The sequence below is a fragment of the Vibrio sp. NH-7 genome, from assembly GCF_053643215.1.
The window spans coordinates 2,804,095-2,830,565 of the sequence record NZ_CM132187.1; the positions used below are offsets into that span (position 1 = coordinate 2,804,095).

The 26,471-nt window shown below is 47.3% G+C and carries 25 protein-coding genes; 7 read left to right on the plus strand and 18 right to left on the minus strand.

Annotated features, from left to right (window positions below):
- The first annotated feature begins 42 nt into the window (after positions 1–42).
- Together ACUALS_RS13045 and trmL are read left to right on the plus strand one after the other, a co-directional pair.
- Positions 43–660 (plus strand): superoxide dismutase, encoded by a 618-nt coding sequence (locus ACUALS_RS13045; protein WP_454448495.1) that lies wholly within the window; start codon positions 43–45, stop codon positions 658–660.
- A 96-nt stretch (positions 661–756) separates the two neighbouring features.
- Positions 757–1,233 (plus strand): tRNA (uridine(34)/cytosine(34)/5-carboxymethylaminomethyluridine(34)-2'-O)-methyltransferase TrmL, encoded by a 477-nt coding sequence (gene trmL, locus ACUALS_RS13050; protein ID WP_454448496.1) that lies wholly within the window; start codon positions 757–759, stop codon positions 1,231–1,233.
- A 63-nt stretch (positions 1,234–1,296) separates the two neighbouring features.
- On the opposite strand, the gene trpS is transcribed toward trmL, so the two are convergent.
- The 12 genes from trpS to pilM form a co-directional block, all read right to left on the minus strand.
- On the minus strand, positions 1,297–2,334 hold the full coding sequence (trpS, locus tag ACUALS_RS13055) for a tryptophan--tRNA ligase (RefSeq protein ID WP_038141229.1): 1,038 nt from the start codon (positions 2,332–2,334) through the stop codon (positions 1,297–1,299).
- Positions 2,335–2,462: 128 nt separating this feature from the next.
- Positions 2,463–3,143, minus strand: a complete 681-nt coding sequence (locus ACUALS_RS13060) for a phosphoglycolate phosphatase (RefSeq protein ID WP_269978522.1) — start codon at positions 3,141–3,143, stop codon at positions 2,463–2,465.
- A gap of 4 nt (positions 3,144–3,147) precedes the next feature.
- Positions 3,148–3,819, minus strand: a complete 672-nt coding sequence (gene rpe / locus ACUALS_RS13065) for a ribulose-phosphate 3-epimerase (RefSeq protein WP_038141224.1) — start codon at positions 3,817–3,819, stop codon at positions 3,148–3,150.
- A 105-nt stretch (positions 3,820–3,924) separates the two neighbouring features.
- A complete protein-coding gene (locus tag ACUALS_RS13070) occupies positions 3,925–4,752 on the minus strand; it encodes a Dam family site-specific DNA-(adenine-N6)-methyltransferase (protein WP_005474179.1) in 828 nt (275 codons plus the stop codon).
- 67 nt (positions 4,753–4,819) lie between these two features.
- On the minus strand, positions 4,820–6,304 hold the full coding sequence (locus ACUALS_RS13075) for an AAA family ATPase (protein WP_454448497.1): 1,485 nt from the start codon (positions 6,302–6,304) through the stop codon (positions 4,820–4,822).
- Between the two features lie 97 nt (positions 6,305–6,401).
- A complete protein-coding gene (gene aroB / locus ACUALS_RS13080; RefSeq protein WP_454448498.1) occupies positions 6,402–7,490 on the minus strand; it encodes a 3-dehydroquinate synthase in 1,089 nt (362 codons plus the stop codon).
- Positions 7,491–7,515: 25 nt separating this feature from the next.
- Positions 7,516–8,034, minus strand: coding sequence for a shikimate kinase AroK (aroK, locus tag ACUALS_RS13085; protein ID WP_005474150.1), 519 nt, complete (start codon positions 8,032–8,034; stop codon positions 7,516–7,518).
- A 176-nt stretch (positions 8,035–8,210) separates the two neighbouring features.
- Positions 8,211–9,872, minus strand: coding sequence for a type IV pilus secretin PilQ (locus tag ACUALS_RS13090; RefSeq protein WP_052131376.1), 1,662 nt, complete (start codon positions 9,870–9,872; stop codon positions 8,211–8,213).
- Between the two features lie 60 nt (positions 9,873–9,932).
- A complete protein-coding gene (locus tag ACUALS_RS13095; protein ID WP_005474229.1) occupies positions 9,933–10,445 on the minus strand; it encodes a pilus assembly protein PilP in 513 nt (170 codons plus the stop codon).
- Entirely contained in the window at positions 10,435–11,025 is a 591-nt protein-coding gene (pilO, locus tag ACUALS_RS13100) for a type IV pilus inner membrane component PilO (RefSeq protein WP_005474200.1), read from the minus strand. The genes ACUALS_RS13095 and pilO overlap by 11 nt, the downstream gene beginning before the upstream one ends.
- The gene (locus tag ACUALS_RS13105) at positions 11,018–11,605 is read right to left on the minus strand and encodes a PilN domain-containing protein (protein ID WP_005474158.1); all 588 of its coding nucleotides are present in this window, start codon (positions 11,603–11,605) and stop codon (positions 11,018–11,020) included. Before ACUALS_RS13105 ends, pilO begins: the two co-directional genes overlap by 8 nt.
- Positions 11,595–12,590 (minus strand): type IV pilus assembly protein PilM, encoded by a 996-nt coding sequence (gene pilM / locus ACUALS_RS13110; RefSeq protein WP_038141211.1) that lies wholly within the window; start codon positions 12,588–12,590, stop codon positions 11,595–11,597. Before pilM ends, ACUALS_RS13105 begins: the two co-directional genes overlap by 11 nt.
- A 138-nt stretch (positions 12,591–12,728) precedes the next feature.
- On the opposite strand from pilM, the gene ACUALS_RS13115 reads away from it, so the two are divergent.
- The gene (locus ACUALS_RS13115) at positions 12,729–15,272 is read left to right on the plus strand and encodes a penicillin-binding protein 1A (RefSeq protein WP_454448499.1); all 2,544 of its coding nucleotides are present in this window, start codon (positions 12,729–12,731) and stop codon (positions 15,270–15,272) included.
- A gap of 115 nt (positions 15,273–15,387) precedes the next feature.
- Here the strand turns inward: ACUALS_RS13115 and oxyR are convergent, their stop codons facing one another.
- A complete protein-coding gene (oxyR, locus tag ACUALS_RS13120) occupies positions 15,388–16,287 on the minus strand; it encodes a DNA-binding transcriptional regulator OxyR (protein WP_005474154.1) in 900 nt (299 codons plus the stop codon).
- 167 nt (positions 16,288–16,454) lie between these two features.
- Between oxyR and ACUALS_RS13125 the strand changes: the two genes are divergently transcribed.
- Both ACUALS_RS13125 and ACUALS_RS13130 read left to right on the plus strand, forming a co-directional pair.
- Positions 16,455–17,183 carry a redoxin family protein gene (locus ACUALS_RS13125; RefSeq protein ID WP_005474181.1) on the plus strand — a complete coding sequence of 243 codons (729 nt, stop codon included), beginning with the start codon at positions 16,455–16,457 and terminating at the stop codon, positions 17,181–17,183.
- 167 nt (positions 17,184–17,350) lie between these two features.
- Positions 17,351–18,808 (plus strand): dihydrolipoyl dehydrogenase, encoded by a 1,458-nt coding sequence (locus ACUALS_RS13130; protein WP_454448500.1) that lies wholly within the window; start codon positions 17,351–17,353, stop codon positions 18,806–18,808.
- Between the two features lie 60 nt (positions 18,809–18,868).
- Here the strand turns inward: ACUALS_RS13130 and ACUALS_RS13135 are convergent, their stop codons facing one another.
- Entirely contained in the window at positions 18,869–19,216 is a 348-nt protein-coding gene (locus ACUALS_RS13135) for a RidA family protein (protein WP_038141263.1), read from the minus strand.
- Positions 19,217–19,283: 67 nt separating this feature from the next.
- Between ACUALS_RS13135 and ACUALS_RS13140 the strand changes: the two genes are divergently transcribed.
- Positions 19,284–19,538, plus strand: coding sequence for a DUF3624 domain-containing protein (locus ACUALS_RS13140; protein ID WP_039478733.1), 255 nt, complete (start codon positions 19,284–19,286; stop codon positions 19,536–19,538).
- A gap of 171 nt (positions 19,539–19,709) precedes the next feature.
- On the opposite strand, the gene argH is transcribed toward ACUALS_RS13140, so the two are convergent.
- From argH to argC, 4 genes are all read right to left on the minus strand, one after another.
- Entirely contained in the window at positions 19,710–21,584 is a 1,875-nt protein-coding gene (gene argH, locus ACUALS_RS13145) for an argininosuccinate lyase (RefSeq protein ID WP_038217604.1), read from the minus strand.
- A 234-nt stretch (positions 21,585–21,818) separates the two neighbouring features.
- Entirely contained in the window at positions 21,819–23,030 is a 1,212-nt protein-coding gene (locus ACUALS_RS13150) for an argininosuccinate synthase (protein WP_005474198.1), read from the minus strand.
- A gap of 108 nt (positions 23,031–23,138) precedes the next feature.
- Positions 23,139–23,933 carry an acetylglutamate kinase gene (gene argB / locus ACUALS_RS13155; protein WP_005474182.1) on the minus strand — a complete coding sequence of 265 codons (795 nt, stop codon included), beginning with the start codon at positions 23,931–23,933 and terminating at the stop codon, positions 23,139–23,141.
- A 36-nt stretch (positions 23,934–23,969) separates the two neighbouring features.
- Positions 23,970–24,974 carry an N-acetyl-gamma-glutamyl-phosphate reductase gene (gene argC, locus ACUALS_RS13160; RefSeq protein WP_454448501.1) on the minus strand — a complete coding sequence of 335 codons (1,005 nt, stop codon included), beginning with the start codon at positions 24,972–24,974 and terminating at the stop codon, positions 23,970–23,972.
- A gap of 153 nt (positions 24,975–25,127) precedes the next feature.
- Between argC and argE the strand changes: the two genes are divergently transcribed.
- Positions 25,128–26,267 carry an acetylornithine deacetylase gene (gene argE, locus ACUALS_RS13165; protein ID WP_005474163.1) on the plus strand — a complete coding sequence of 380 codons (1,140 nt, stop codon included), beginning with the start codon at positions 25,128–25,130 and terminating at the stop codon, positions 26,265–26,267.
- Positions 26,268–26,471 lie beyond the last annotated feature (204 nt).

The window sequence follows — 26,471 nt, forward strand, 5'->3', positions numbered from 1 at the left end:
ATTATCATTTATAGTAAATCCTTCAATTATGGAGGATTTACTATGTCTCACACCTTTCCAGAACTGCCTTATGCTTACGATGCACTAGAACCCTATATTGATGCAAAAACCATGGAAGTGCATTACAGCAAGCATCACCGCACTTACTTTGACAAGTTTACCGCAGCGATCAAAGACAGCGAACTCGAGTCCACAAGCCTTAGCGAGATTTTCGCGACAATCTCCAATCACCCACCTGCGATTCGCAATAATGGCGGGGGTTACTACAACCATATTCTTTATTGGAACTGCATGAAACCAAATGGTGGCGGCGCACCAAACGGTCATTTGCTTGAGGCGATCATCGCTCAGTTTGGTAGCTTTGCTCAATTTCAGCAATTGTTCACTGAGGCGGCGATTAATACTTTCGGCTCTGGTTTTGCCTGGTTGATCGTCAAAGAGGGCGAACTTCATGTCACCTCAACCACCAATCAAGATAACCCACTTATGGATGTTGCCGACATTCAGGGTGAACCTATCCTTGCTTTAGATGTATGGGAGCACGCCTACTACATCAGTTATCAAAACCGCCGTCCAGAGTACATTGATGCGTGGTGGAATGTGGTGAACTGGGATGCGGTGAGCGAAAACTATTCTGCCGCCCTTGCTCAAGGTAAATAAGCGAGAAAACACGAATACTCACAATGTCAGGCTTGGCGGTCATTCGTTGTGACCTTATACTTTCTGACCTAAATTCCATAGTGCAAGAATAACAACATGTTTGATATCGCCCTTTATGAGCCAGAGATCGCCCCAAATACGGGCAACATTATCCGCTTGTGTGCCAATTGTGGTGCTAACCTTCACCTGATCGAGCCATTAGGTTTTGATTTAGAGGAGAAGAAAGTGCGCCGCGCAGGATTGGACTACCACGATCTCGCGCGAGTCACTCGCCATAAAGATTATCAAGCCTTTGTCGAGTACCTTGAAAAAGAGCGTGGTGACTATCGAATCTTTGCTTGTACTACGAAAACAACGGGTCATCACGTCGATGCAAACTTTCAAAAAGGTGACGTATTGTTGTTTGGCCCAGAGACGCGTGGTTTACCTGCAGAGCTCATTGAAAGCATGTCAATGGCACAGCGTATTCGTATTCCGATGATGCCAGACGCTCGGAGCTTAAACCTCTCCAACGCAGTCGCAATTATTGCGTTTGAAGCATGGCGACAAATGGGCTTTGAAGGCGCTCAATAGAATCATCAAAGACAAAAAAACGGACTCCTTGGAGTCCGTTTTTATATCGGATGAATTCGCGGGTTATGGACGAGCTACAAAACCCACCGCTTCATACGCTTTCTTCAACGTTTCTGCAGCGCGAGCAGATGCTTTCTCTGCACCCTGCTTCATCACTTGATCCATGTACGCACGGTCGGCACGAATACGGTGGTATTCAGCTTGAATCGGCTCAAGCATCGCAACCAGAGCTTCACCAACGTCTTTCTTAAATGGACCGTACATTTCAACGCCTTGGTACTTCGCTTCAATTTCTTCAAAGCTCATACCTGTCGCCGCAGAGTACAGACCCATTAGGTTCGAAATACCCGCTTTGTTGTCCCAATCGTGGGCAATACGCGGTGGCGTTTCTGTGTCGGTTTGCGCCTTGTTGATCTTCTTAAGAATCGACTTCGGCTCTTCCAAAAGCGTAATCACGTTCTTACGGTTATCATCCGACTTGGACATCTTCTTCGTCGCATCCTGCAAGCTCATGACACGCGCATTCACGGTTGGAATGTACGGCTCTGGCACTTGGAAGATTGGCTGCTCAGGCGAGTAGATGTTGTTAAAACGGTTCGCAACATCACGTGCTAGCTCTAAGTGCTGCTTCTGGTCACTGCCAACTGGCACTTGATGTGCGCCATAAAGCAGAATGTCAGCCGCCATCAACACAGGGTAATCAAACAGACCAACATTGACATCACCAAACTGGCTAGAAGAGTCTTTCGAGTAACGTGCTGACTTATCTTTAAACTGAGTCATACGGCTCAGCTCACCCATTTGGGTGTAACAGTTAAGAAGCCAACCAAGTTGAGCATGCTCTGGTACATGTGACTGAACAAATAGCGTGCTCTTTTGCGGATCAACACCAACGGCGAGACAGATTGCTAATGCGTCGAGGGTCGCTTCATGCAGCGCTTTCGGGTCTTGGCGAACCGTAATTGCGTGAAGGTCTACCACACAGTATTGGCAATCGTAATCGTCTTGCATTTGCTGCCATTGACGTAGAGCACCCAAGTAGTTACCGATACTTAGTTCACCTGATGGTTGAACACCACTCAATACAATGGGTTTGCTCATGGGAATAGTTCCTTTGACTTCTTAATCTAAATAAATGAAAAACCGTGTCGATTCAGGGTCTACCACCCAATGACACGGTTTACTCAGTGTACTCATTGATGAGTATTTTGGAAGATCTTTTGTCGCCGTTACGCCGAAACAGCGACCGCTTCGACCAAATCTGCGATGGTGTCGGCGACAAAATCTGGATTCGATGCCGCGATAGGCTCACCGTGGTTATAACCGTATGTCAAACCAAATGAGTGGCAGCCCGCATTTTTCGCCGCTTTGATGTCGTTACTAGAGTCGCCCACCATCAGCATCTCTTGCGGCTGACAATTGTGTTTCTCAAGCAACCAGTTCAACGCCATTGGATTTGGCTTCTTCTCAGGGAAGGTATCACCACCAATCACATCGACAAAGTACTTATCGATACCATGCTTGGCTAATACTTCAGGGACAAACTTCGATGGCTTGTTGGTTACAAGCGCCATAGTGAAGCCCGCTTTGTGCAGCTCGGCTAAGGTCTCTTTTACTGCTGGGTAGAGGTGGCTCAGTTTGTGACCGCTCTTTTCGTAGTAGTCATCAAATAACACTCGAGCCTTAGCCAATAGCTCAGAAGACAAATCTGGTGATACCGTTAGGCTACGACTTAACGAACGACCAATAAGTACGTCTGCACCATTGCCGACGTAGTCACGGACTTGCGCTTCCGTTACTGCTGGGTAACCCAGCGCTTGTACCGCTTGGTCTGCCGCGACGGCCAGATCTGGAACGCTATCGAGCAGCGTTCCGTCCAAATCGAATGCGATTAATTTTATGTTGCTCATTGAATTAGTTAACCTTTGCTAGCTCAGCGCGCATCTGGTCAATCACTTCTTTGTAGTCTGGCTGGTTGAAGATTGCAGAGCCTGCAACAAACATATCTGCGCCCGCTTCCGCGATTTCTTTGATGTTTTCCACTTTCACACCACCATCGATTTCAAGGCGAATATCACGACCCGATTCGTCAATCATCTTACGAACGGCACGCAGCTTATCGAGTGTTTTAGGAATGAAAGATTGGCCGCCAAAACCTGGGTTCACCGACATCAACAAAATCATGTCAACTTTATCGATAATGTACTCAAGGTGAGAAAGTGGTGTTGCTGGGTTTAGAACCACACCTGCTTTACAGCCGTGCTCCTTGATCAGCTGAAGCGTGCGGTCAACATGCTCAGACGCTTCGATATGGAAGGTGATCATTGACGCGCCCGCTTTCGCGAAATCGGGGATAATGCGGTCAACTGGCTTCACCATAAGATGCACATCGATAGGAGCAGTAATCCCGTAATCACGCAGTGCCTGACAAATCGGGGCACCAAAAGTCAAGTTAGGTACGTAGTGGTTATCCATTACGTCAAAGTGAACCACATCAGCACCAGCTGCGAGCACTTTCTCTACGTCTTCACCAAGACGAGCCATATCCGCAGACAAAATTGATGGAGCGATAAGGAAATCTTTCATACCTGACCTCTAGTAGTAATTGGCATCATTGCACACTGAAGAAACTTTGCGCGCAATTCTACCTAAGCTAAAGGTCAGAAGATAGGGAAGCGTAATGAAATGTGATTATTTGCCTGAAACAGGGCGGAATAGAGCAAGAAGCTCGTCGACCTTGTTGCGCCCTGCGCCATTGCGACTGATGGTACGTTTCACTTTAACCACATTCAGCTCCGCACCATGATAGAGGCGTCGGGTTAGCGTTGTATCGTGGTTGGAAATTAGAACAGGAATACTGCGCTCTGTGGCTGCGCGCTCCGCGACATCTGCCAATGCGGCTTGATCATCAAGAGTAAACCCATTGCCTGCGTAAGAGGTAAAGTTTGCCGTTGTCGAAAGGGGGGCATACGGTGGATCGCAATAGACCACGCTGCCTTTGCGCGCTCGTTTGAAGGTGTCATGATAGCCTTCGCATACGAACGTCGCTTTCTTAGCTTTCTCAGCAAAAAATTCGAGTTCGGCTTCTGGGAAATAAGGCTTTTTGTAAGAACCGAATGGGACATTAAAACCACCCTTTTTGTTGTAACGGCACAAGCCATTAAAACCAAAACGGTTCATGTACAAGAAGGCGAGCGAGCGATACATCACGTCATCTGTCGCGTTAAACTGCTCACGAATATGCAGATACGCCTCTTTTCGGTTGTTCTCTGGGCAAAACCAACGCTTGGCTTCAGAGATATACGTCTGCGGGTCGTCTTTGAGCAGGTTGTATAAGTTGATCAAATCTGGATTGATATCCGCCAGCAGATATTGTTCATAGTCCGTGTTTAGGAATACAGAACCAGCACCAACGAACGGCTCCACCAGCTTACGTGCCTCTGGCAAGTGACGCTGGATATCTTCGACAAGTCCGTATTTTCCACCCGCCCATTTCAGGAAGGCACGCTGCTTCTTCATCTACTGCTCTATCTATCAACCAAAATCGAGGCTGCGGAATGTAACATATTTTGCGTCGAATCTCAGACTATTTTCCGCGTTCAATCTCTCTATGAACCTGACTCAGTGATTTTGCCCAAGGTTCAAGCTGTTGTAACTCATCGGAGAGTTCTGCCACGCCATCTCGAGCGACTTGGATGGTCGGGAAGTTATCGTAGGTGATAATGAACCATTCCACATCATTGCGGACAGTTGGGTAGATATAAACGTTCTGTTTGAGTTGATAGGTGTCGAGGAATGCTTGTACATCAGCTAAATCAGTCACCGCTGCCAATTGCAAGGTATAGCTGCGTGGTGAAAATGCTTTCAGCTCCTCTTTGGTGAAAGAAAAGTTCACGACGGGTTGCGGTGCGACTTCTGGCTCAGATGCACTTTCAGGCTCTGGTGTTTCATCTTCAGGAATCGACGCCTCAACCACTTGGTCAATCGCCGAAGTGTCCACCGTTTCTGGTTTGTCATCAAGCAGGGCGTCAACCACTTCTGAGGTAATCACCACGCGTTGATGCCCATCATCACTGCTGCCGACACTCGTCACTTCGCTCGTTACGGCTGGCGGCAAAGATTGCGAGTCATCTTCGGCGCTTGCCAGCATAGGGTCAACCACAGGATCTGGGGTAATGATTGCTGAGTTAGATTCGGTTGATTCTGCGCTAGAAGTGGCATCGGGTAGCGTCGGTATCACGGTTTGTTCAACAGACTGCGTGATCTGCTGCATCTTATCGTTTGGTGAAGGCTGAGACATCATCCACCAGTAGCCAGCCCCAACAAGTAGCAGGAGAGTCACCACCACTAAGGCGATATTGATAGGCGAGCCGATAATCGAACGGATAATGATCCTTTTTTCCACTTTGTGATCCCCTAATGCCATTATTTCGCCAGGACGGCGAGCCACTGTGCGATACGCATTACGTACTCGCTTCTCCATGTCATCTTCAACATATCTAACCACCAATTGCTCAAAAAATCGATCCGCTTCCGACTCGGAAAGGGCATCGATCTCGAGATCAATGGGTTTGTGTTCTTGCCCATAACTTAGACGCGTGAGCAATGCATCCAGTGTGTTTGACTGTGCAAACAACAAGACATTAGCGGTCCAAAGTGGGTTTTGCTGAGATTCCAGAACCAACATCCATAGCTCTGAAATAAACGACTCACTGAGTAAATGCGCATCATCAATGGTGATAACAATGTCACACGCTTCCCCTTCCATCATTCTGACGAAAGATTCCACCAAAGAGTCTGAGGGATTAAAAAGCGGCTCCGACACCAACTGCGACAATACCGTCATGCGACGTTGTTCATCATCTTGATTCGGAAAACACAGCAGCAATGCTTGATTCTTCTCTAATGCCCACGCTTCAAGATAACGCTGAGCGAGCCAAGTTTTACCCGCGCCGTTATCACCAGCGATCGTCACTAAGTTAGAACCAAAGTTAGTCAACAACTGCAGTCTCTCAAGCAATTCTACTTGAGAGTCTAACTCCAACACATGCGAGTCATGCGCCATGTTCATCCGCCACCCTAAAGATAATACTCAAAGATACCAACTCAGCGGCTTATACAACGAATTGTTGAGCTGTTTTCTGGGCTGGTATCACACCAAGGTAAGATTAAATATCGCGACCAAAATCAATTGCTTGCTTGATAATGGCTTCAGGTACACCTTTTACAACGTCTGCGGTACCAATGCTTGTTGGTAACACCAGTCGAAGCTCACCCGCCAACACTTTTTTATCGCGCATCATATGACGCATAAAATCGTCAAACGTCATTTGCTCTGGAGTGTGTACAGGAAGTTTTGCTTTTTTAAGTATAGAGACAATTCGCTCAACTTGCGCTTCAGAGATAAGCCCATGAAGCTGGGCCGTTTTTGCCGCCATGACAGTGCCAGATGAGACCGCCTCGCCATGAAGCCAGTTGCCGTACCCAAGTTCCGCCTCAATCGCGTGGCCAAAGGTATGCCCTAAGTTCAGCAATGCACGAATGCCTGACTCTTTTTCGTCTTGAGCCACAACCTCTGCCTTAATCTCACAACAGCGCGCGATTGCGTAAGTCAGTGCGGTTTCATCGAGAGCGTAAAGCTTGTCTAGGTTTTCTTCTAACCAAACAAAAAAGTCCTGATCGTAGATAATGCCGTACTTGATTACTTCAGCGATACCCGCCGCAAACTCACGTTCAGGGAGTGTTTTCAAACAATCGGTGTCGATCACCACCGCTTTAGGTTGGTAAAAAGCACCAATCATGTTTTTACCTAGCGGGTGGTTGACTGCGGTTTTTCCGCCAACCGAAGAGTCCACTTGTGACAGAAGCGTGGTTGGGATCTGAATAAAATCAACGCCACGCTGGTAACAAGCAGCTGAAAATCCGACTAAATCGCCAATCACACCGCCACCTAACGCAATCACAACCACATCACGAGCGAAGTTCCCTTCTAGCAAGTAACTCATTACGGTATTGAAGGTCTCGAGTGATTTGTATTGCTCACCGTCTGGCAGTTCCAATAGCGAGGATTCACAACCAAGCTGGTCAAGTAAAGAGAGGGTTTTGTCGGCATAAAGTGGCGCTACAGTGACATTAGAAATCACCACCACTTTTTGTTTCTGCGCTAAGAAAGAAAGGTGGGCCGGATTATTAAACAATCCGGCACCAATTGAGATTGGATAGCTACGTTCGCCTAAGCTGACCGTAATCCGTTCCATGGGTATTCTCCAATTGCTAAAAGTCTTAACGTTCTTCTAGCATTTTTACGATCTGGTTGGCTACCACTTTTGCACTTTGATCGTCTGTACGTACTGTGTAATCCGCAATTTCTTCGTAAAGTGGGTTACGTTCACCTGCTAGGGCTTCCAACACTTCACGTGGATTATCAGTTTGTAATAATGGGCGCTTCTTGTCGCGGTTAGTGCGAGCAAGCTGTTTTTCAATCGTTGTTTCTAGGTAAACCACGATCCCGCGAGCAGAAAGACGATTGCGGTTTTCTTTGCTCTTGATTGAACCACCACCTGTCGCAAGAACAATGCCTTGCTCTTCGGTAAGGTCGTTAATCACTTTTTCCTCGCGATCACGGAAGCCTTCTTCACCTTCTACGTCAAATACCCAAGCGATATCTGCGCCTGTACGTTCTTCAATAACGGTATCAGAATCAACAAACTCCATATGAAGTTGTTGAGCTAGGTGTCTACCGATTGTGCTTTTGCCGGCACCCATTGGGCCAACAAGGAAAATATTGCGTTTCTCAGCCATGTTTAGCAGTAATTTACAACGTTAATTCAATGACATCGCCACAAGAAATGCCAGTCTATAACTAGCGATGAAGATGCTTGTGGCACCGATTCCTCACAGATAATTCGTGATAAGACCCGAAATTATCTAGATATGGTGCCACTAATGCAAATTTATTTTTTCAAAGTCACCATTTCTTACTGAATCACGACTTTCGGCGTAACAAAAATAAGCAGCTCACTTTTGCCCATTTGTTGATAAGAACGTCTAAACAACGCACCCAAAAGCGGTAAATCACCAAGCAGAGGCACCTTATCCACCGTGTCGGTAACACTGTGCTGGAAAATGCCCCCTAGTACGACCGTCTCGCCATTCTCAACCAACACTTGGGTACCAATGCGCTGGGTATTGATCGCCACCGCTTCCCCCGTTCCGGTTTTGACTACGTCACCAGGTCTATCTTGGGTTACATTTAAGTCCAGAACCAGACGGTTATCGGGGGTAATCTGCGGCGTAACTTTTAAACTGAGTACTGCTTTCTTAAATGTCACCGTAGTCGCACCACTTGATGAGGACTCCAAATAGGGAATTTCTGTACCTTGTTCAATGTAGGCAGGCTTTTTGTTTGTGGTAATCAGGCGCGGACTTGAGATCACTTCAGCTTTTGACTCACGTTGCAAGGCTGAGAGCTCCAAGTCTAACAACAGATCTGAGCCTAATTTTGCCACTTGAAACGCTATCGAAGACGCAGTCGCTGACGTAGCCCCCAGGTTTACATTTAAGAAGTCATCCACTGGCAAGTTGTCACCTTCAAGCAATCCTGCTTGGAACAGGTTACTCTCAATAGAGCCGCCAACCGTGTTGTTTCCATTCGTAGAGGTAAAGCCCCAACGGACACCTAGCTCGTCTAAGTTACCTTCGTTGACACTGACAATGCGCGCTTCGATTTGAACCTGTTTTACAGGAATGTCGAGAGTGTCGATAATGTCGCGAATAACATCAATATTCTCTTTCAAATCACGAATCAAAAGCGCATTAGTGCGTTCATCCACAGTTAAAGAACCGCGCTCAGAGAGCATACTGGCAGCTCCCTGCCCGCCGATCATTTCTGCAATTTCCGAAGCTTTGGCAAATTTAATTTTGATTATCTCTGAGCTCAAATCACCCAACTCTTCTTCTAGACGTGACTTTTCCAGCATCTGCTGTTCACGCAAATCTAGCTCAGCCTTAGGTGCAACAAGAACCACATTGCCGTCGATACGCTTATCTAAGCCTTTCACCTGAAGGATAATATCCAGCACTTGTTGCCAAGGCACACCATCAAGACGAAGCGTTAAATTGCCTTGAACCGAATCTGATACGACTAAGTTAAAGTCGTTGTAGTCCGCGATAAGCTGAAGCACGTTACGAACTGGGATATCTTGAAAATTAATCGATATTTTTTTGCCACTTTTTTCAAGAATACTTTTCTCTTGAGGCTTCGTTTCTACCTTGGGCTGAGTGACGACCACTTCGAGATAGTTGCCCGTCAAATGGTAGTCGTAGCCATAATCACCATCGACACTGGTCAGCAAAATGACACGATCTTCTTTACGGAACACCTCTATCGACGACACATTGGTAGCGAAGTCTTTCACATCCAAAACGTAAAGCTTGTCGTCGGAAACGCTCGTGTCCATCAGTTCAATACTCAGACCTTCTTGCGCTTTATGAATATCGACAGCGATGTGAGGCGTGGCCAGTTCGACCACTATTTTGCCGTTTTGCTGCGAATCAACCCGAAAGTCTATCGAATTTAATTGATTCATAGCCTGCTGAGCATAACTGGTCGGCAATAGCACCAGCGCACAAATAACCATAGCGCCCTGAAGGAGGTAACTTAATGGGTTTCTTAATCCTTTCATCTCTAACCGTAATTCCTACTTGAGCGCCAACTTTACGCTACGTTTATTCCAACAACCTAATCCATCTGGAAGGGTCTCATTTATTTTTAGATAGTCATCTGCCACGTGTGTGACTTTGCCATTGTTCAATCCGATGTATTGCCCAGAGCTCACTTTCACTACATTGCCTTCAGGAGTTTGAACCAAGGCCGAGACTCTCCCTCCACTGCCCATGACGCCTTTAAGACGCAGTTTGCTGAGCGGGAAACGTTCAAGCTGTCCAGTTTTTCTCCGCTGTGCAGGTTGCCAACAGTCTGCCTTCGCTAGAGGCTGATTGAGGACAAGCGCCGCTTGAGGCAATACAAAAGGCTCGCGCTGGTTATGTGATTGATAGGCGGAGATTTGAAAATCGAACACGGGCTTTAAGTCCACCACATCTTGTCTTGCTTTACGTTCAACTTGCGCGACAAACTCGTCGAGAGACTCCTCATTCGCTTGGCAGCCAAGCAGAAACAGAGATAAGCCTAATAACGCCAACTTATTTTTCATCTTCTACCTCCGGCTTAAATTGATAGGTGTAAGCTCGAACGCGAAAATGCAGCGTGCTGCTCTCCTGACTAACGCGCTGCCAATCAATATCGTCAAAATTGATGATGCGCGGCAGCTCGGCGATCGCTTGACTGAAGTCTCCGATGCTGTGGTAGTGGCCAGTAAGTTCTATGTTGAGAGGCAAGCGATAAAGGAACTCTTGATTCTGTTTTTGCCCCCAATCAATTCGCGTAAATGTGAGCGAATTTTTTAACCCTTCTTCGTTAACCGATGCCAACATGGAAGCGAGTTCTTTTTGGACTGGCAACTGACGTGATAGATAATCGTAACGCTCCGACAGCTCATCTAACTGAGCTTGGAGCTTGGGCAGAGTAGCGACTTTATTGGCTTTGATGGTCGCCGTGGATTTTAAGGTCACCTCTTGTTGGCGAAGTTGTTCTATCTGCTCCATTTGCGGTTGCAGATAAAACCAATAGCCTGCCGCCTGAATCAAACCCGCGATTAGGAGTATGACAACCAGTTGAGGGAGCAAGGGCCATTCTGCCAACTCTTCTATGTCTAATTCGTTGTAACTAGCCATTGCTGCTTACCTCTACATTCTGTTTATTTGGTGCACTAGCAACAAAGGAGAAAGAGACATTAAAGCTTTGAAATTTCTTATTGAACCGCGGGGTGTCATGCACGATGGAGTGCATCTCTACGTTTCGAATGTGGGTGGAGCTCTCTAAGTTATCGAGCATGGTTGCCAAACGAGAAGTGGTATCGCTGATCCCTGATACACGCACCTGCAAACCATTCATTTTCACCTTGTCGACATAGACACCTTCAGGGATGAGTTGCGGCAATGTATTCATAAAGTCAGTGGTTTTATTACGCTGATTTTGTAGCTTCTCGACCACTGCAAGTCGCGTTAACAACGCCTTATGCTCCTGCTCTACTTCTTTTAAGGCATCAATCTGCTTATCAAGTTGGGAAATGTAGGCGTTGAGGTAATTCAAGCGAGACTGCTGTGCTTGGGTTTGGCGTTGAAGGTAGCTTGCCGCCCCCCACTGAGCGGCTACGGCAACCAGGACGCCAATTAACAGCAAGCCAACGAATCGGTGTTTGTGGCGGTCGCGTAGTTGGTCACGCCATGGGATTAAATTGACACTATGCAGCATGATCTTGCTCCAACCAATCCAGGCCTCTTAACGCCAAACCTGCAGCTGTTGCGTACGCATGGCCTGTCGAATAACTGGCGGATTTCTTGTTGTTTTGCCGCTCAAATAGCGCCAACGGGTTGAACAGCTCACACTCGGTGTTCAGCCGCCTAGCGATTTCTTCTGCCAACATCGGCGTAACGGCGCCTCCTCCCGCAAGCCAGATTCCTTGCACCGAAACACCATGAACCGAAGTGAGCATTTGAATGTTGCGCTGCAACTTATCGACCAGAGCAAAAATAAAACGCTCTGTACTCCCGTGGACTAGGTGCTCCAATTGATGATCGTTTTCAATCAGTTGCGTCCCTAAAGCAATCTCTTTGCAAAAAGGCGCCTTATCTTGCAAGTCCATACACACCGAGGTTTGGCTCAAGCCAACGTCCACCAGCAACCAATCAAACTTGTGCTGCATTCTTGATGCCATTTGCCAAATATGGACCAGGCTGTGCGTTTGCACATCGAGTAATACGGGTTGATAGCCAGCTTTTGTCGCGGCCTGAACTCGGCTTTCAGCGACATCACGTTTGGTGGCATACACTTGATAGCTGGCCAAAGCTTGTGATGCACTCGCTCGGTTCACTTCAACGAAGTCAAGGTTGAGCTCTTCGATAGGAAATGGCGACTGATGAGCAAACGCTTGGAAAATCGCGTACTCTCTTTCCTGCGCGTCTAATGCGCTATCTATCTGTAAAACCTTACTTATTACAGCATTGTCTGGTATTGCCAACGCAACTTTGCGACTAAATAGCGGTAGGGACTTCCTTAGTTCTTTGAGTTTCTTTACAATTTTCTGATAATTTAACATGTGGTTATCAGTGAAAATGTCGGCTTCGATTGGCAACTCTTGGTAACTCACGAGTGTAAACGTGCCTTTTGAGGGCTTGAGAGCTACCGCTTTTATACTGTGGTGGCCAATATCAACGCCGATGACTAGAGATTTACCCATGCTTTGCTCCATGCTGTTGCTTAGCTCTATGTTCGTAAATTGATGGTTTCTTACCGCACACTAACCAGACGAGCTAAGGTTTTAGCTTAAAGTACAATGGTTTGCATATAGTGAACCTAATTAATCAGGGATTCTCCGGTGAAGTTCATAAAGCGATTGTTCATTTTTTCACTGGTTTGCATGATTCTTGGAGTCGGTACAATTTTCGGCTTCTATTTCTATGTCAAACCAGAGCTACCCGATGTAGCGACTTTAAAAGACGTAAAGCTGCAAACGCCCATGCAGGTGTTCAGTCAAGACGGCAAACTGATCTCTCAGTTTGGTGAAAAACGTCGCATACCGGTTAGCTATGACGAGATTCCTCAACACCTAATCGAAGCGCTAATCGCGACTGAAGATAGCCGCTTTTATGATCACCCAGGGATCGACCCAATTGGCATCACGCGTGCAGCGGTTGTCGTTGCAATGTCGGGGTCGGCAAAGCAAGGGGCAAGTACCATAACCCAGCAGCTTGCGCGAAACTTCTTCCTCTCCAATGAGAAGAAGATCATGCGCAAAATTAAAGAAATCTTTATCGCCATCCATATTGAACAATTGCTGAGCAAGCAAGAGATCATGGAGCTTTACGTCAACAAGATCTTCTTGGGTTACCGTTCGTACGGCTTTGGCGCCGCTGCACAAACGTATTTTGGTAAAGATCTTAAAGATTTAACGCTGAGTGAAATTGCCACTCTGGCTGGCATGCCAAAAGCACCGTCAACCATGAACCCTATTTATTCTGTTGATCGCGCTACCAACCGTCGTAACGTGGTTTTACTGCGTATGCTCGATGAGAAATACATTACTCAAGAAGAGTACGACCAAGCTCGCGCTGAAGAGATTGTTTCCCGTTATCACGGCGCAGAAATCGAGCTGAGTGCCCCTTACGTGGCTGAACTCGCTCGCGCATGGATGGTAGCTCGCTACGGTGAAGAAGAAGCGTATACGTCTGGGATGAACATCTACACCACTGTAGATTCCAAGCTCCAAGCTGCGGCGAACAAAGCCGCAATCAATAACCTGATTGACTATGACATGCGTCATGGCTACCGCGGCGCTGAAAAAGTGTTGTGGAAACCGGAGCAACCTGCTTTTGATGAAGACGAGATCAACAAAACTCTACGTAGTGTGCCAAGCTATGGTGACATCACTCCTGCGGTAGTCACTAAGGTGAATGGTAAGCAAGCATCCGTTGTGATTAAGAATGAAGGTAGTCAAACACTTAACTGGGATGGCATTAAGTGGGCACGCAAGTTTTTAACCGATGATCGCCAAGGAGCAGCACCAAAATCCGCAGCCGACGTTTTGGCCGTTGGCGAACAGATTTGGGTGCGCCAAGTCGTAGCTGTGGACGAAAGCGAGCAACCAACCTCAACGTGGGAACTAAGCCAAGTACCAAATGCGAATACCGCGTTTACAGCAATGAACCCAGAAAATGGTGCCGTGCTTGCATTGGTCGGGGGCTTTAACTTTATCCATAACAAGTTCAACCGCGCAACTCAGTCGGTACGTCAAGTAGGCTCAAGTATCAAACCTTTCATCTATTCGGCAGCGATTGATAAAGGATTAACATTGGCAACCTTGATTAACGATGCGCCAATCAACCAGTGGGATCAAAGCCAAGGTACCGCTTGGCGCCCTAAGAACTCGCCTCCGACTTACGTTGGTCCGACACGCCTGCGCATCGGCCTTGCTCAGTCAAAGAACGTAATGGCGGTTCGTGTACTGCGTGAAGTAGGATTGGATGAAACTCGCCAATACTTGACGCGTTTTGGCTTCGATATCGATCAGGTACCACGCTCAGAAACGATCGCTCTTGGAGCGGGTAGCTTAACACCGATGAAAATGGCGCAAGGTTATTCAGTATTTGCCAATGGCGGCTACTATGTTGAACCTTTCTACATCAGTCGTGTAGAAGGCCCATTTGGCGATTTAGAGTTTGAAGCGACACCAAAAACCATCTGTCGCGATAATTGCGACGCCGAAGAGACTCTCATTGAGCAAAACGAATTTCAAGAGCAAGATGTTGCCCTCGAAGATACGACGCTTGACGAGAACACTGAGCCTCAGTACGCCCCTCAAGTCATCTCGGAGCAGACCGCATTCCTAGTACGAGAGATGATGTACAGCAATGTTTGGGGTGGAGGTAATTGGCGTGAAGGGACAGGCTGGAATGGTACAGGCTGGCGAGCTCAGAAGCTGAAACGCCGAGACATCGGCGGTAAAACCGGTACCACCAACGATTCCAAAGATGCTTGGTACAATGGTTACGGTCCGGGCATGGTTGCTGTAGCATGGGTCGGGTTTGATGATCACAACCGAAAACTGGGTCGCACGACACCCAACAGTAACCTTGGCAAAAGCCAAACATCTGGTGCAGAAGCGGGCGCAAAAACAGCGCAACCTGCTTGGGTAGATTTCATGCACGATGCGCTAGAAGGTGTGCCTCAGGTCGACAAATCTATCCCACCAAACATTGTTCGCGTGCGTATTGATCGCGACACAGGCCTGCTAACCAACAAGTTTGATGGCAGCGCGATGTTTGAATACTTTTTGGAAGGAACGGAACCAAAAGAGTATGTGACAAACCAAATCACAGACAGCATCTATACGTCAGACGACGGCAGTGAAGAGCTCTTCTAAGTGATGAACCAAAGAGGCTGATGTAACCCATCAGCCTCTTTTTTATTGCCTCAATACTGTCATACGGCGCAGCCTAAGGTGACCAGCCGCAATTTAAATCTCCGCAACACACAGGCTAATTAGACTCAATACTCGCCAGTTGCTCTTTGATTGCGTTCGCTAGTTGCTCAAAACGAGTTCGAAGCGGTGATCCAGGTCGATACACCAGAACAATACTGCGTGACGGCACAGGATTAATGGCACGAACGTAGCAAACTCCATCCTTTTGTTTCTCTTTCGGCAAAGAGAGCTCGGGCAATAACGTAATCCCCGCTCCCGCAGCAACCATATTGCGTAAGGTCTCTAGGCTCGTCGCTTTAAAGCGCTCATCATCTTTTGCCCCAGCAGCGAAACAGAACCCCAAAGCCTGATCACGCAAGCAGTGACCATCTCCGAGCGCTAACACCGTGCGCCCATTGAGCTCAAGCATATCGACCTCATCCAATGCCGCCCATTCATGATCGCAAGGCACCGCAACACTCATTGCCTCATTGAAGACTTCGATTTCTTTAAAGGGTGCCGTTTCTGCGACAGAGGCCAGCACAAGGCAATCCAGTTTTCCATCTTCTAGCTGCCTAACCAACTGATGCGTCTGCGCTTCATGAAGAAAAAGTTCAAGCTGTGGAAACTGCTCTTTCATCATAGGGACAATTCTTGGCAACAAATAAGGCCCAACTGTCGGAATAAATCCGATGTGCATAGGGCCCACCATTTCACCTGCTTGCCCACTGGCCATATCTTTAAACGTTTTCACTTCCGATAGAATACGCTTAGCTTGGTCGACCAATTGCAACCCTGCATCAGTAAATAGAACACGGCGACTGCTCCGTTCTAACAATGCGGTCCCCAACTCATCTTCGAGTTTTCGAATTTGACCACTCAACGTTGGCTGACTCACAAAACACGCTTCAGCTGCCTTGCGGAAGTGTTTGTGTTCAGCTAAAGCTACTAAGTACTCAAAGTCGCGAATATTCATTGTTGGTTGCTCCCACAAGGTAGATAGAAAGAATCTATCAAAACCATAGCATTAAACGATTAGAGCTATCAAAGAATTTCTTTAATAATAACTCCATCGAAACAGAGCACAGTGAACACACTGATAAGACTCACTGAAAATTTACATAAATCATCAAGGAAACTCATATGTTCGTATCGAAAGAAGGTCAAAGCGTTCCACAAGTTACTTTCCCAACTCGTCAAGGTGACGCATGGGTCAACGTGACAACAGACGATCTGTTCAAAGACAAAACCGTTATTGTGTTTAGTTTACCCGGTGCTTTTACACCAACGTGTTCTTCAAGCCACCTGCCGCGTTACAACGAGTTGTTCCCTGTATTTAAGGAGCACGGCGTGGATGAGATCTTATGTCTGTCGGTGAATGACACCTTCGTGATGAATGCATGGAAAGCCGATCAAGAAGCCGAAAACATCACTTTCATTCCTGACGGCAACGGCGATTTTACCGAAGGTATGGGCATGCTAGTCGACAAAAATGATTTGGGCTTTGGTAAACGCTCATGGCGCTACAGCATGCTCGTGAAAAATGGCGTGGTTGAAAAAATGTTTATCGAGCCAAACGAGCCAGGCGACCCGTTCAAAGTATCCGATGCCGATACCATGCTGAACTACATCGCTCCAGATTACAAAACGCAAGAGTCCATTACGGTGTTTACTAAGCCAGGTTGTCCTTTCTGTATGAAAGCGAAACAAAATCTGATTGACCACGGTCTTCAATATGAAGAAGTGATTCTTGGCAAAGATGCAACCACAGTGAGCTTGCGTGCTGTAACAGGTCGCTCAACCGTTCCTCAAGTCTTCATCGGTGGTAAACACATCGGTGGTAGTGAAGAACTAGAAGCGTTCCTAGGCTAACTCAATGCCCTCAGTCTCCCGATGCCAACCTGGCTCGGGGGACACCCTACTCACTTCCTTGAGTCTTGATACTTGGTTGTCTTAAACCAGTCCAACAACGTATCAGGATTGACCCCAATTACCTTCCCAAGCCCCACACTGGCTTGGCTAGAAAAGCGAGAACCGTTATGAAACAGTTAAACGTTGATGTTGCCATTATTGGTGGTGGTACAGCAGGTCTTGGTGCATACCGCGCGGCCAAAGCGCACACGGACAGTGTTGTGATGATTGAAGGTGGTCCATATGGCACCACGTGTGCTCGCGTGGGTTGCATGCCTTCAAAGCTGCTTATCGCAGCAGCGGAAAGCGTTCACCAAATCGAAAAGGCTCCAGGCTTTGGCGTTTACCCGCAAGGTGATATCACCATCAACGGACGTGAAGTAATGGATCGTGTGAAACGCGAACGCGACCGCTTCGTTGGCTTTGTGCTTGAAGGCGTTGATGAAATACCCGCTCAGGATAAGATCCAAGGCTACGCGACTTTCCTCGATGACAATACGCTCATGGTGGATGACCACACTCAGGTTAACGCTAAGCGAATCGTGATTGCGACGGGTTCTCGACCCGCATATCCAGCCGTGTGGAACGAACTGGGTGATCGACTCGTGATCAATGATGATGTGTTTGACTGGGATGACCTACCTGAATCAGTGGCGGTATTTGGCCCAGGTGTTATTGGCCTTGAGCTTGGTCAAGCCCTGCACCGCTTGGGAGTCAACGTGAAGTTATTTGGCTTGGGAGGTCAAGTTGGCCCGCTCACGGACCCCGAGGTTATGGCGTACGCCGATCAAGCGTTCAAACAAGAGTTCTACTTAGATGCGGACGTGAAAGTAGAGAGCATGAAACGCATTGAAGGCGAAGACAAAGTTGAAATTCAGTTTATCAATCACGATGGTGAACTTGAGAGTTTTATCGTCGATTACGTCTTGGCTGCCACTGGACGTAGACCGAATATCGATAAGCTAGCGATTGAAAACACCAACATTGAGTTAGATGAACGCGGTGTGCCGACCGCTGATCACTACACGCTTCAAACGTCAGTAGAAAGCATTTTTATTGCAGGTGACGCAAGTAACCAAATTCCATTACTTCACGAAGCCGCAGATCAAGGTCGTATCGCGGGCGACAATGCAGGTCGTTTTCCTGATATTCGAGCGGGACTGCGTCGCTCTCCGATTTCAGCGGTCTTCTCTGATCCACAAATTGCGATGGTCGGTGAAACCTATAAGCAGTTAACAACACGTTTAGGCAATTGTGGCTGTTTTGCGACGGGTGAAGTTTCTTTTGAGAACCAAGGCCGCTCGCGAGTCATGCTACGCAACAAAGGTATCTTGCATGTCTATGGTGAACAAGGTACCGGGCGTTTCCTTGGCGCAGAAATGATAGGACCCAATGCCGAGCATCTCGCTCACTTGCTTGCTTGGGCACATCAAAACCAAATGACGGTGTCTGAAATGTTGGATATGCCTTTCTATCACCCTGTTATCGAGGAAGGCGTTCGAACAGCCTTACGCGATCTCAACGCGAAACTGCATCTTGGCCCAGAGATGATCAAACATTGCCTAGATTGTGGTCCTGGTTGTTAATCCGACTAAAAATAAAAAACGAGCCAAGTGGCTCGTTTTTGTCTCTAGCGTTAGAAGAAATTATTTTTCTGCGGCAATCACTGAGATCTCAACCAATAAAGCCTCACGCGCCATATCACCCGTCACACAAGCTCGCGCTGGTGCATGCCCCTCTGGTACCCACGCATCCCAAACAGCATTCATCGCTTGGAAATCTTGCATGTCTTTGAGGTAGATGGTCGCCGACAACATGTGTTCTTTATCGCTGCCCGCTTCAATCAATAGTTGTTCGACTTTATCAAGCATAGTCTGCGTTTGCTCGGTAATACCTTGTGTTGCATCAGCGCACACCTGACCACATAGATAGATGGTGCCATTGTGCTTCACAATTCGGCTCATACGTTGTTTCGTGTGTTGGCGCTCGATCATTTTTCTCACTTTCTCATTCATTTACGATATTCTAGTAACACGCTATGTTACCTAAATTCGTATCCTCATGACATGCCCTTACTGCAAAGATAACTGGTTCTGGCAAAAGATTGGCCGCTGTAAACGCTGCATGGATCAACTTACCGTTCTGTCTGTTTTATGCTGGATCGTCTGGTGGTTTTTGTTCAAAGACAACCCAAAAAGTATTGAGTCCATCGCGCTACTTATGGCGGGCTTTGCATTCAATGCACTTCTCGCCCTTCACCTATGGATGCGCTTTGTGATCATTCCTTGGCAAGAGCGCAACAAAAACAACCGGTAGACGAATTTGAGATCGGATAAAAAAAGCCCCAAGGACAATGTGTCCTTGGGGCTCTCTTAGATTCGTCTAAGAAAAAGCAGTGGTATTTTAATAGACCCAGCTTTTTATAAAAGGTTCCCAAATTGATCGATCTTTTTTGATCTTTCTTCAAAAACCTTCCAATTCATACTCTTATGCCACATTGGCACGAGCAATGGATTTCTCGACTAAGTTAACTTCTAATGCGACTTCATCACACGCATGTTGACGTGGACACTGCTCGCAATCTTTGAGCACTTTTTCAGGCAATAGTGACTTCGAGGTCGGTAGGAAGTTTTGCTTCATAAAGAATTCTGGCGTACGAGTCAGCACAAAGACTTTTTTGATCGCCATCTGACGCGCTTTCTCCACCAAATACTGCACAATAGCACTGCCTTGTCCCTGACCTTGCCAGCCCGCTTCGACACCCAGTGAACGCACTTCGGCTAAGCCTGAATCGTACACGTATAAAGAGGCACAACCTGTCACTTCACCGTGATGCTCCGCAACCGCAAATGAACCAATGTCGCGCACCAACTCATTACGAGAGCGTGGCAAGTTTTCTCCCATGTTCGCCCAATGCGTCACCATGCCTTCAAGCGCTTCAATGTCGGTTAAACGTGCAGGGCGTACTTTGACTGTCGAAGTGTCACGTTGAGTTAAACGCGATTCCGCTTGCTCAACCGCATGTGCGACTTGTTTTGGAGAGACCCCTCCCAATGCGCTGCGCTTCTCGAGACAAGATTCAATGGTTAAGATGTCGTACACATCCTCTTCAATCACATCTGAAAACTCTTTCAGTTCAGCGATAGAGAGCTCTTCTAGTGCACAGCCTTTAGCAATCGCTCCGACAACCGCAACCCCAACAATATGGTGCGCCTCACGGAATGGGATTCCTTTCGCTACAAGGTAGTCAGCCAGTTCAGTCGCGTTCGCGTAGCCTTGTTTCGCCGCCTCTAGCGTACGCTCACCATTGACTTTAATACCGTCAAAACAGAGCGCAGCCATTTCCATACAGTCATTCCATGTATCGAGTGCGTCAAATAAGCCCTCTTTGTCTTCCTGCATATCTTTGTTGTATGCAAGCGGCAGCGCCTTCACTGTCATCATCATTCCAGCTAGGGCGCCGTAGACTCGACCGGTCTTACCACGAATCAGCTCAAGGGCATCTGGATTTTTCTTCTGTGGCATTAATGACGAACCAGACGTGACGGTATCAGCCAGTTCGATGAAGTTCGACTCACCCGAGTTGTAGAAAATCATATCTTCAGCAAGACGCGAAAGGTGCAGCATGGAGATCGACGCAATCGACATCAGTTCCATCACATGATCGCGGTCCGAAACTGAATCAAGCGAGTTACGTGTTGCACGGCGGAAGCCTAAACTATGTGCAAGCTCTTCACGATCCATTGGGTATGCGGTACCAGCCAATGCGCCAGAACCAAGTGGGCAAGTGTCAAGACGATGAATGGCATCATTTAGACGAGAGTAATCACGCTCAAACATCTCAACGTAGGCTAGACACCAATGCGCAAAAGTGACCGGTTGAGCACGTTGCAAGTGCGTATAGCCAGGCAACACCGTGTCTTGGTGTACTTTCGCCACGGATACCATTTGCGATTGCAAACGATCAAGCGCCATAAGCAATTGCTGACCTTGCTGACGACACCAGAGCTTGAGATCGGTCGCCACTTGATCATTACGCGAACGCCCTGTGTGGAGTTTTTTACCTAAATCACCCACTTTGCTGATCAGTTGCTGCTCAACCCAAGAGTGAATATCTTCCGCATCTGAGCGAAGGATCTGATTCGGATCTTCCATCACTTCAAGCTTGAGTTCATTCAAAGCTAACTCAAGCTTCTGCTGCTCTTCTTCTGTTAAGACGTTAACGGAAAGCAAAGCCTTGGACCAAGCAATAGAGCCGACAATATCTTGCTCAGCTAATCGGTAATCAAAGCGCAATGAGTCATTAAAATCTTTAAATCTCGTATCTGCCGCTTGGGTAAATCTTCCGCCCCATAATGCCATCGCGTTTCTCCTGATTACCAGTGCTCACTATTTGTGCTAGTAGCTATATTGCTTAAAAAGACTCTGAATTATCTTCAGTATTTTATGATGGTTCAAAGTTACGGCAAATCAAACTAAAAATAAAGTATTAATTCATTATTTTTACATATTTATTCATGACAACTTGATTAATATCCAAAGAAAGAAAAAGCCCACTTGGCGTCCAAGTGGGCTTGTATCAATCAGTGGGAAGCATTACTTCTGATTTTTCAGAGCTCTGATACGGCTCGAGAGCGAGTAGAGGCGGATGAAGCCTTCTGCGTGACTTTGGTCATACACTTCATCTTCACCAAAGGTAGCAAACTCTTCACAGTACAAGCTGTTGTCAGAACGCTTCTGAGTCACGGTTGCTTGACCTTTGTATAGCTTCACAACCACTTCACCGTTCACATCTTGCGCCAGCTCTTCTGACGCCGCTAGGATAGATTTGCACAGTGGCGTGAACCAACGACCATCATAAACAAGATGAGAGGCTTTGACGCCCAACTCTTCACGGAACTCAAAGGACGTTTTATCCAAAACAAGCTGTTCAACGGCACGCAGAGCTTCCATCATGATGGTGCCTCCTGGCGTTTCGTAACAGCCGCGAGACTTCATCCCCACTAAACGGTTTTCAACGATATCAATACGACCAATACCGTGTTTCGCCCCTTTCTCGTTTAAGTAAACCAGCGCGTTGTATGGCGTCATCTGCTCACCATCGACTCCAACGACTTCACCTTTTTCTACTTTTAGCGATACGTATTCAGCTTCGTTGGGAGCTTGTTCTGGATCCACAGTCCAAGCCCAGCAATCTTCGTTTGGTGCATTCCATGTATCTTCTAGTACGCCACCTTCTGTAGAGATATGCCATGCGTTTGCATCACGTGAATAAATTTTCGTTAACGATGCGGTACAAGGGATATTACGCTCAGCCAAATAGTCGAGACACTCTTCACGACTCACTAGGTCCCATTCACGCCACGGTGCAATAACGTGTAGGTCTGGTGCAAGTGCCGCAAAAGCGCCTTCGAAACGAACTTGGTCGTTACCTTTACCCGTACAGCCATGACATAGGGCATCAGCGCCCACTTTACGTGCAACTTCAACCTGAGCTTTAGCGATGATTGGACGAGCCATAGAGGTACCAAGCAGGTATTTCCCTTCGTAGTAGGCGCCCGTTTTCAGCGTAGGGTATATATAATCCGCGACCATCTCTTCTTTTAGGTCCGCGATATAACATTCAGAGGCGCCAGACGCTTTCGCTTTTTCTTCAATGCCAGCAAGCTCTTCTTCGCCCTGACCAACATCGGCAACAAAGGCAACTACTTCGCAATCGTAGTTCTCTTTCAGCCAAGGGATGATGACCGATGTATCCAGACCGCCAGAGTATGCGACAACAACTTTATTAACTTGAACTTTGCTCATTTTCTTTTCTCCAAATCCCGGCGCTGCGCTTGGCGGTCAGTGCTACGGGTTACTTCCTAGTTATTCTGTTTGCCTTACCGCATTTGCGTTAAGGCTAATTCATTCTCGTTACTGCTTTGGCAGAAACTGAGTTCCAATACTTTGGCCTGCAAATAGCTCGACCAATTTTTCAGGGTAGCGCCAAGTGGCGACCTCAATTGGGCGACCTAAGTCATTGGCAGCTTCTAGCGCAGCGTTTACCTTAACGATCATCCCGTCAGTAATGACGTGCCCCTGAATCAAGCTTTGCGCTTCTTGAGCGTTTAAACTCTTAATCAAGTGGCCTTTCCCGTCGAGCACACCGCTCACATCCGATAGCAGCACCAACTCTGCATCCAACGCACCAGCCACCGCGACAGCCGCTTGGTCAGCATTCACATTCATCATTTGCCCCTGCGCCGTCAGGCCAATTGAGCTAATGATCGGCAATGCCCCTGTTTCTAAAACGGCTTGCAGTACTGATGAGTCGCCCGGTGTCGCTTTGCCCACCGCACCCAACTCAGGGTCCAACTCTTCTACTTTGCACAAGCCGCCATCTGCGAGGCTTAAGCCTACTGCGTTCAACCCATCTTTGATCGCTTGACCCTGTAGCATTTTATTTGCGGTACCGGCCAAAGCGCCTGCGATAACTGGGATCTGCTCATACGGTGTAACGCGCAGCCCCTCTTTCTTCACGGTCTTTAGTTGCAGTTGAGCCATTAGATCGTCCACCAGATAACCTCCTCCGTGGACGATCACAATTCGTCGCTGAGCCTGCTTTTGATAATTGGCTATCGCACCAAATACCTGGCTAAGAGTCTCAGTACAAGACAGTGCAGCACCGCCTAATTTGATCACTAATGGAGTTTGTTTGTTATCTGTCATTACTCGTCCCTTTACCTACTTGCTTAAGCTTTACGCCTAAATAAGGGCAGTTAACTCTGGAAATCCGTAGTGGATGTTTAAACATTGCATCGCTTGACTCGATGCGCCTTTGAGTAAGTTGTCTATCGCTGAAACAACGATGATGTGCTCACCCTGAACCTTCCAGCCGATATCGCAGAAAGGTGAATTCTCTACATTTTGGATTGAGGGCAGTGTCGATTCGAGAAGACGTACTACAGGTTTACCCTCGTATGCTTTTGCAAATGCAGTCGCAACCTGTTGTTCCGTTGCACCACAGGCCAACTTCATTGTTACCGTGGCCAAAATGCCGCGTTTAAAATTGCCCAAATGTGGCGTAAAAATTACGTCGCGACCCAAGTGGCTTGCGATTTCTGGCTGATGGCGATGATTGAACACGCCGTAGGGCTGTAAACTCACTTCGCAGAAGCTGTTGGTTAATGTCGCCTTTCTCCCTGCACCTGAAACACCACTCGTGGCGTTAATAATTGGCCATTGCACCGTATCAAGCAGTTGTGCTTCGATAAGTGGTTTGATAGCCAGTTGAGATGCCGTCGGGTAACAGCCAGGAACGGCAACAAGTTGTGCTTGTTTAATCTCTTGCGCGTTCCACTCTGCCAATCCGTACGATGCCTTATCAAGCAAGTGCTCATACTGATGTTCAAAGCCATAAAATTCGCTGTAGAAACCCTCTCTTTTCACGCGAAACGCACCCGAGAGGTCAATAACCTGACAACCTTGATCTAAAAACTGGAAAGCCAAATCGTGGCTCACTTCATGTGCAGTCGCTAAGAACACCACATCACAAGCCTTCGCTGCAGCTGTCACATCTTTAAGCGGCTGCACAGGCTCACTGATTACGCCAGCCAATTTTGGATGCAACTGTGAAATGCTCTTACCAGCGTCCACACTATTGGCGGACACATATAAACCTGATAGCGTAAGTCGAGGGTGTTTGTGCACCATGAGTGCCAACTCTGCACCGGTGTAACCGCTTGCGCCAATGATTGTGGTTTTCAGCATTTCGACATCCATTTTTTCAAAAAACGCCACTCAATAGAGTGACTACAAATTTACAAAAACATCGCTTTTATCGGTTTTTTATTCATTAAAAGTGATTTATTATGTGTTTTACCTTCTAAATTGATTTATGTCAACAGGGAAAGCAAACTAATTATGCAATTGCCGAGTTTCAAAGAGGTCTATCAGGGCCTAATTTCTACCTCTTCTATTAGCTCGACCGACCCGAGTTGGGATGAAGGTAATGCGCAAGTCATTGAGAAACTTGCAGGATGGTTGAAAGACGTTGGATTCCAAGTCGAACTGACGGAAGTGGAATCAGGGAAGTACAACCTCATCGCTAAAAAAGGCGCAGGTGAGGGAGGGCTGCTACTCGCCGGTCACAGCGATACCGTCCCCTTTGACGAAGGTCGATGGAACTTTGACCCGCACGCGTTGACCGAAGCAAACAATCGCTTTTACGGGCTAGGCACCGCCGATATGAAAGGCTACTTCGCTTTTATTATTGAGGCGGTCAAGAAAGTCGATTGGAGCAAACAGACAAAGCCGCTGTACATCTTAGCCACCTGCGATGAAGAGACGACGATGCTCGGTGCACGCCACTTTACTGATAATGCTCCGTTTAAACCGGATTACTGCATCATTGGTGAGCCCACCAGCTTAGTGCCGATTCGCGGCCATAAAGGCCATGTTGCTAATGCCGTGCGCGTCACTGGCAAATCCGGTCATTCATCTGATCCCGCTTTGGGAGTGAACGCCATTGAGATCATGCATGAAGTCTTGTTTGCATTAATGCAGTTGCGAGACAAGCTGATCAAGGAATATCATCACCCGGGTTTTGCCATTCCAAGCCCAACGCTCAACTTGGGCCATATTCACGGTGGGGATAGCGCCAACCGCATCTGTGGCTGTTGCGAGCTGCATTATGATGTCCGCCCTTTACCTGGAATCAGTTTGGATGGCTTAGACAATATGCTGCGCGGAGCGCTCAAAGAGGTCGAAGCCAAATGGCCAGGGCGAATTGGCATCACCCCACTGCATGAGCCTATCCCTGGTTACGAATGTCAGCACGACCATCCCTTTATTGGTGGTGTCGAAGAGATCTGTGGCATGAGCTCAGAAACCGTCAACTACTGCACCGAGGCGCCTTTCTTGCAGCAGCTTTGCCCGACACTCGTACTCGGACCGGGGTCCATTGATCAAGCGCATCAGCCAGATGAATTCTTGGCATTCGAATTTATTGACCCGACCATCGATGTCCTATCCAAAGCCATGTACCGTTATTGCTTTGACTAAATCCAAATGACAACTGGGCTAGCTTGAGTGTAGCTAGCCTTTTTTGTAATAAAATTTCAGCATACTTCACATCAATCTGTTGCTTACTTGGGTTACATTCCTTTTCATAATATTTGCAAACTTTGCATGCGATAATTGACTCCACACGACATTTTTCGCTAGATTGTTTGCTTAACAAAAGAACATTGGATGTAATTTTTTTAC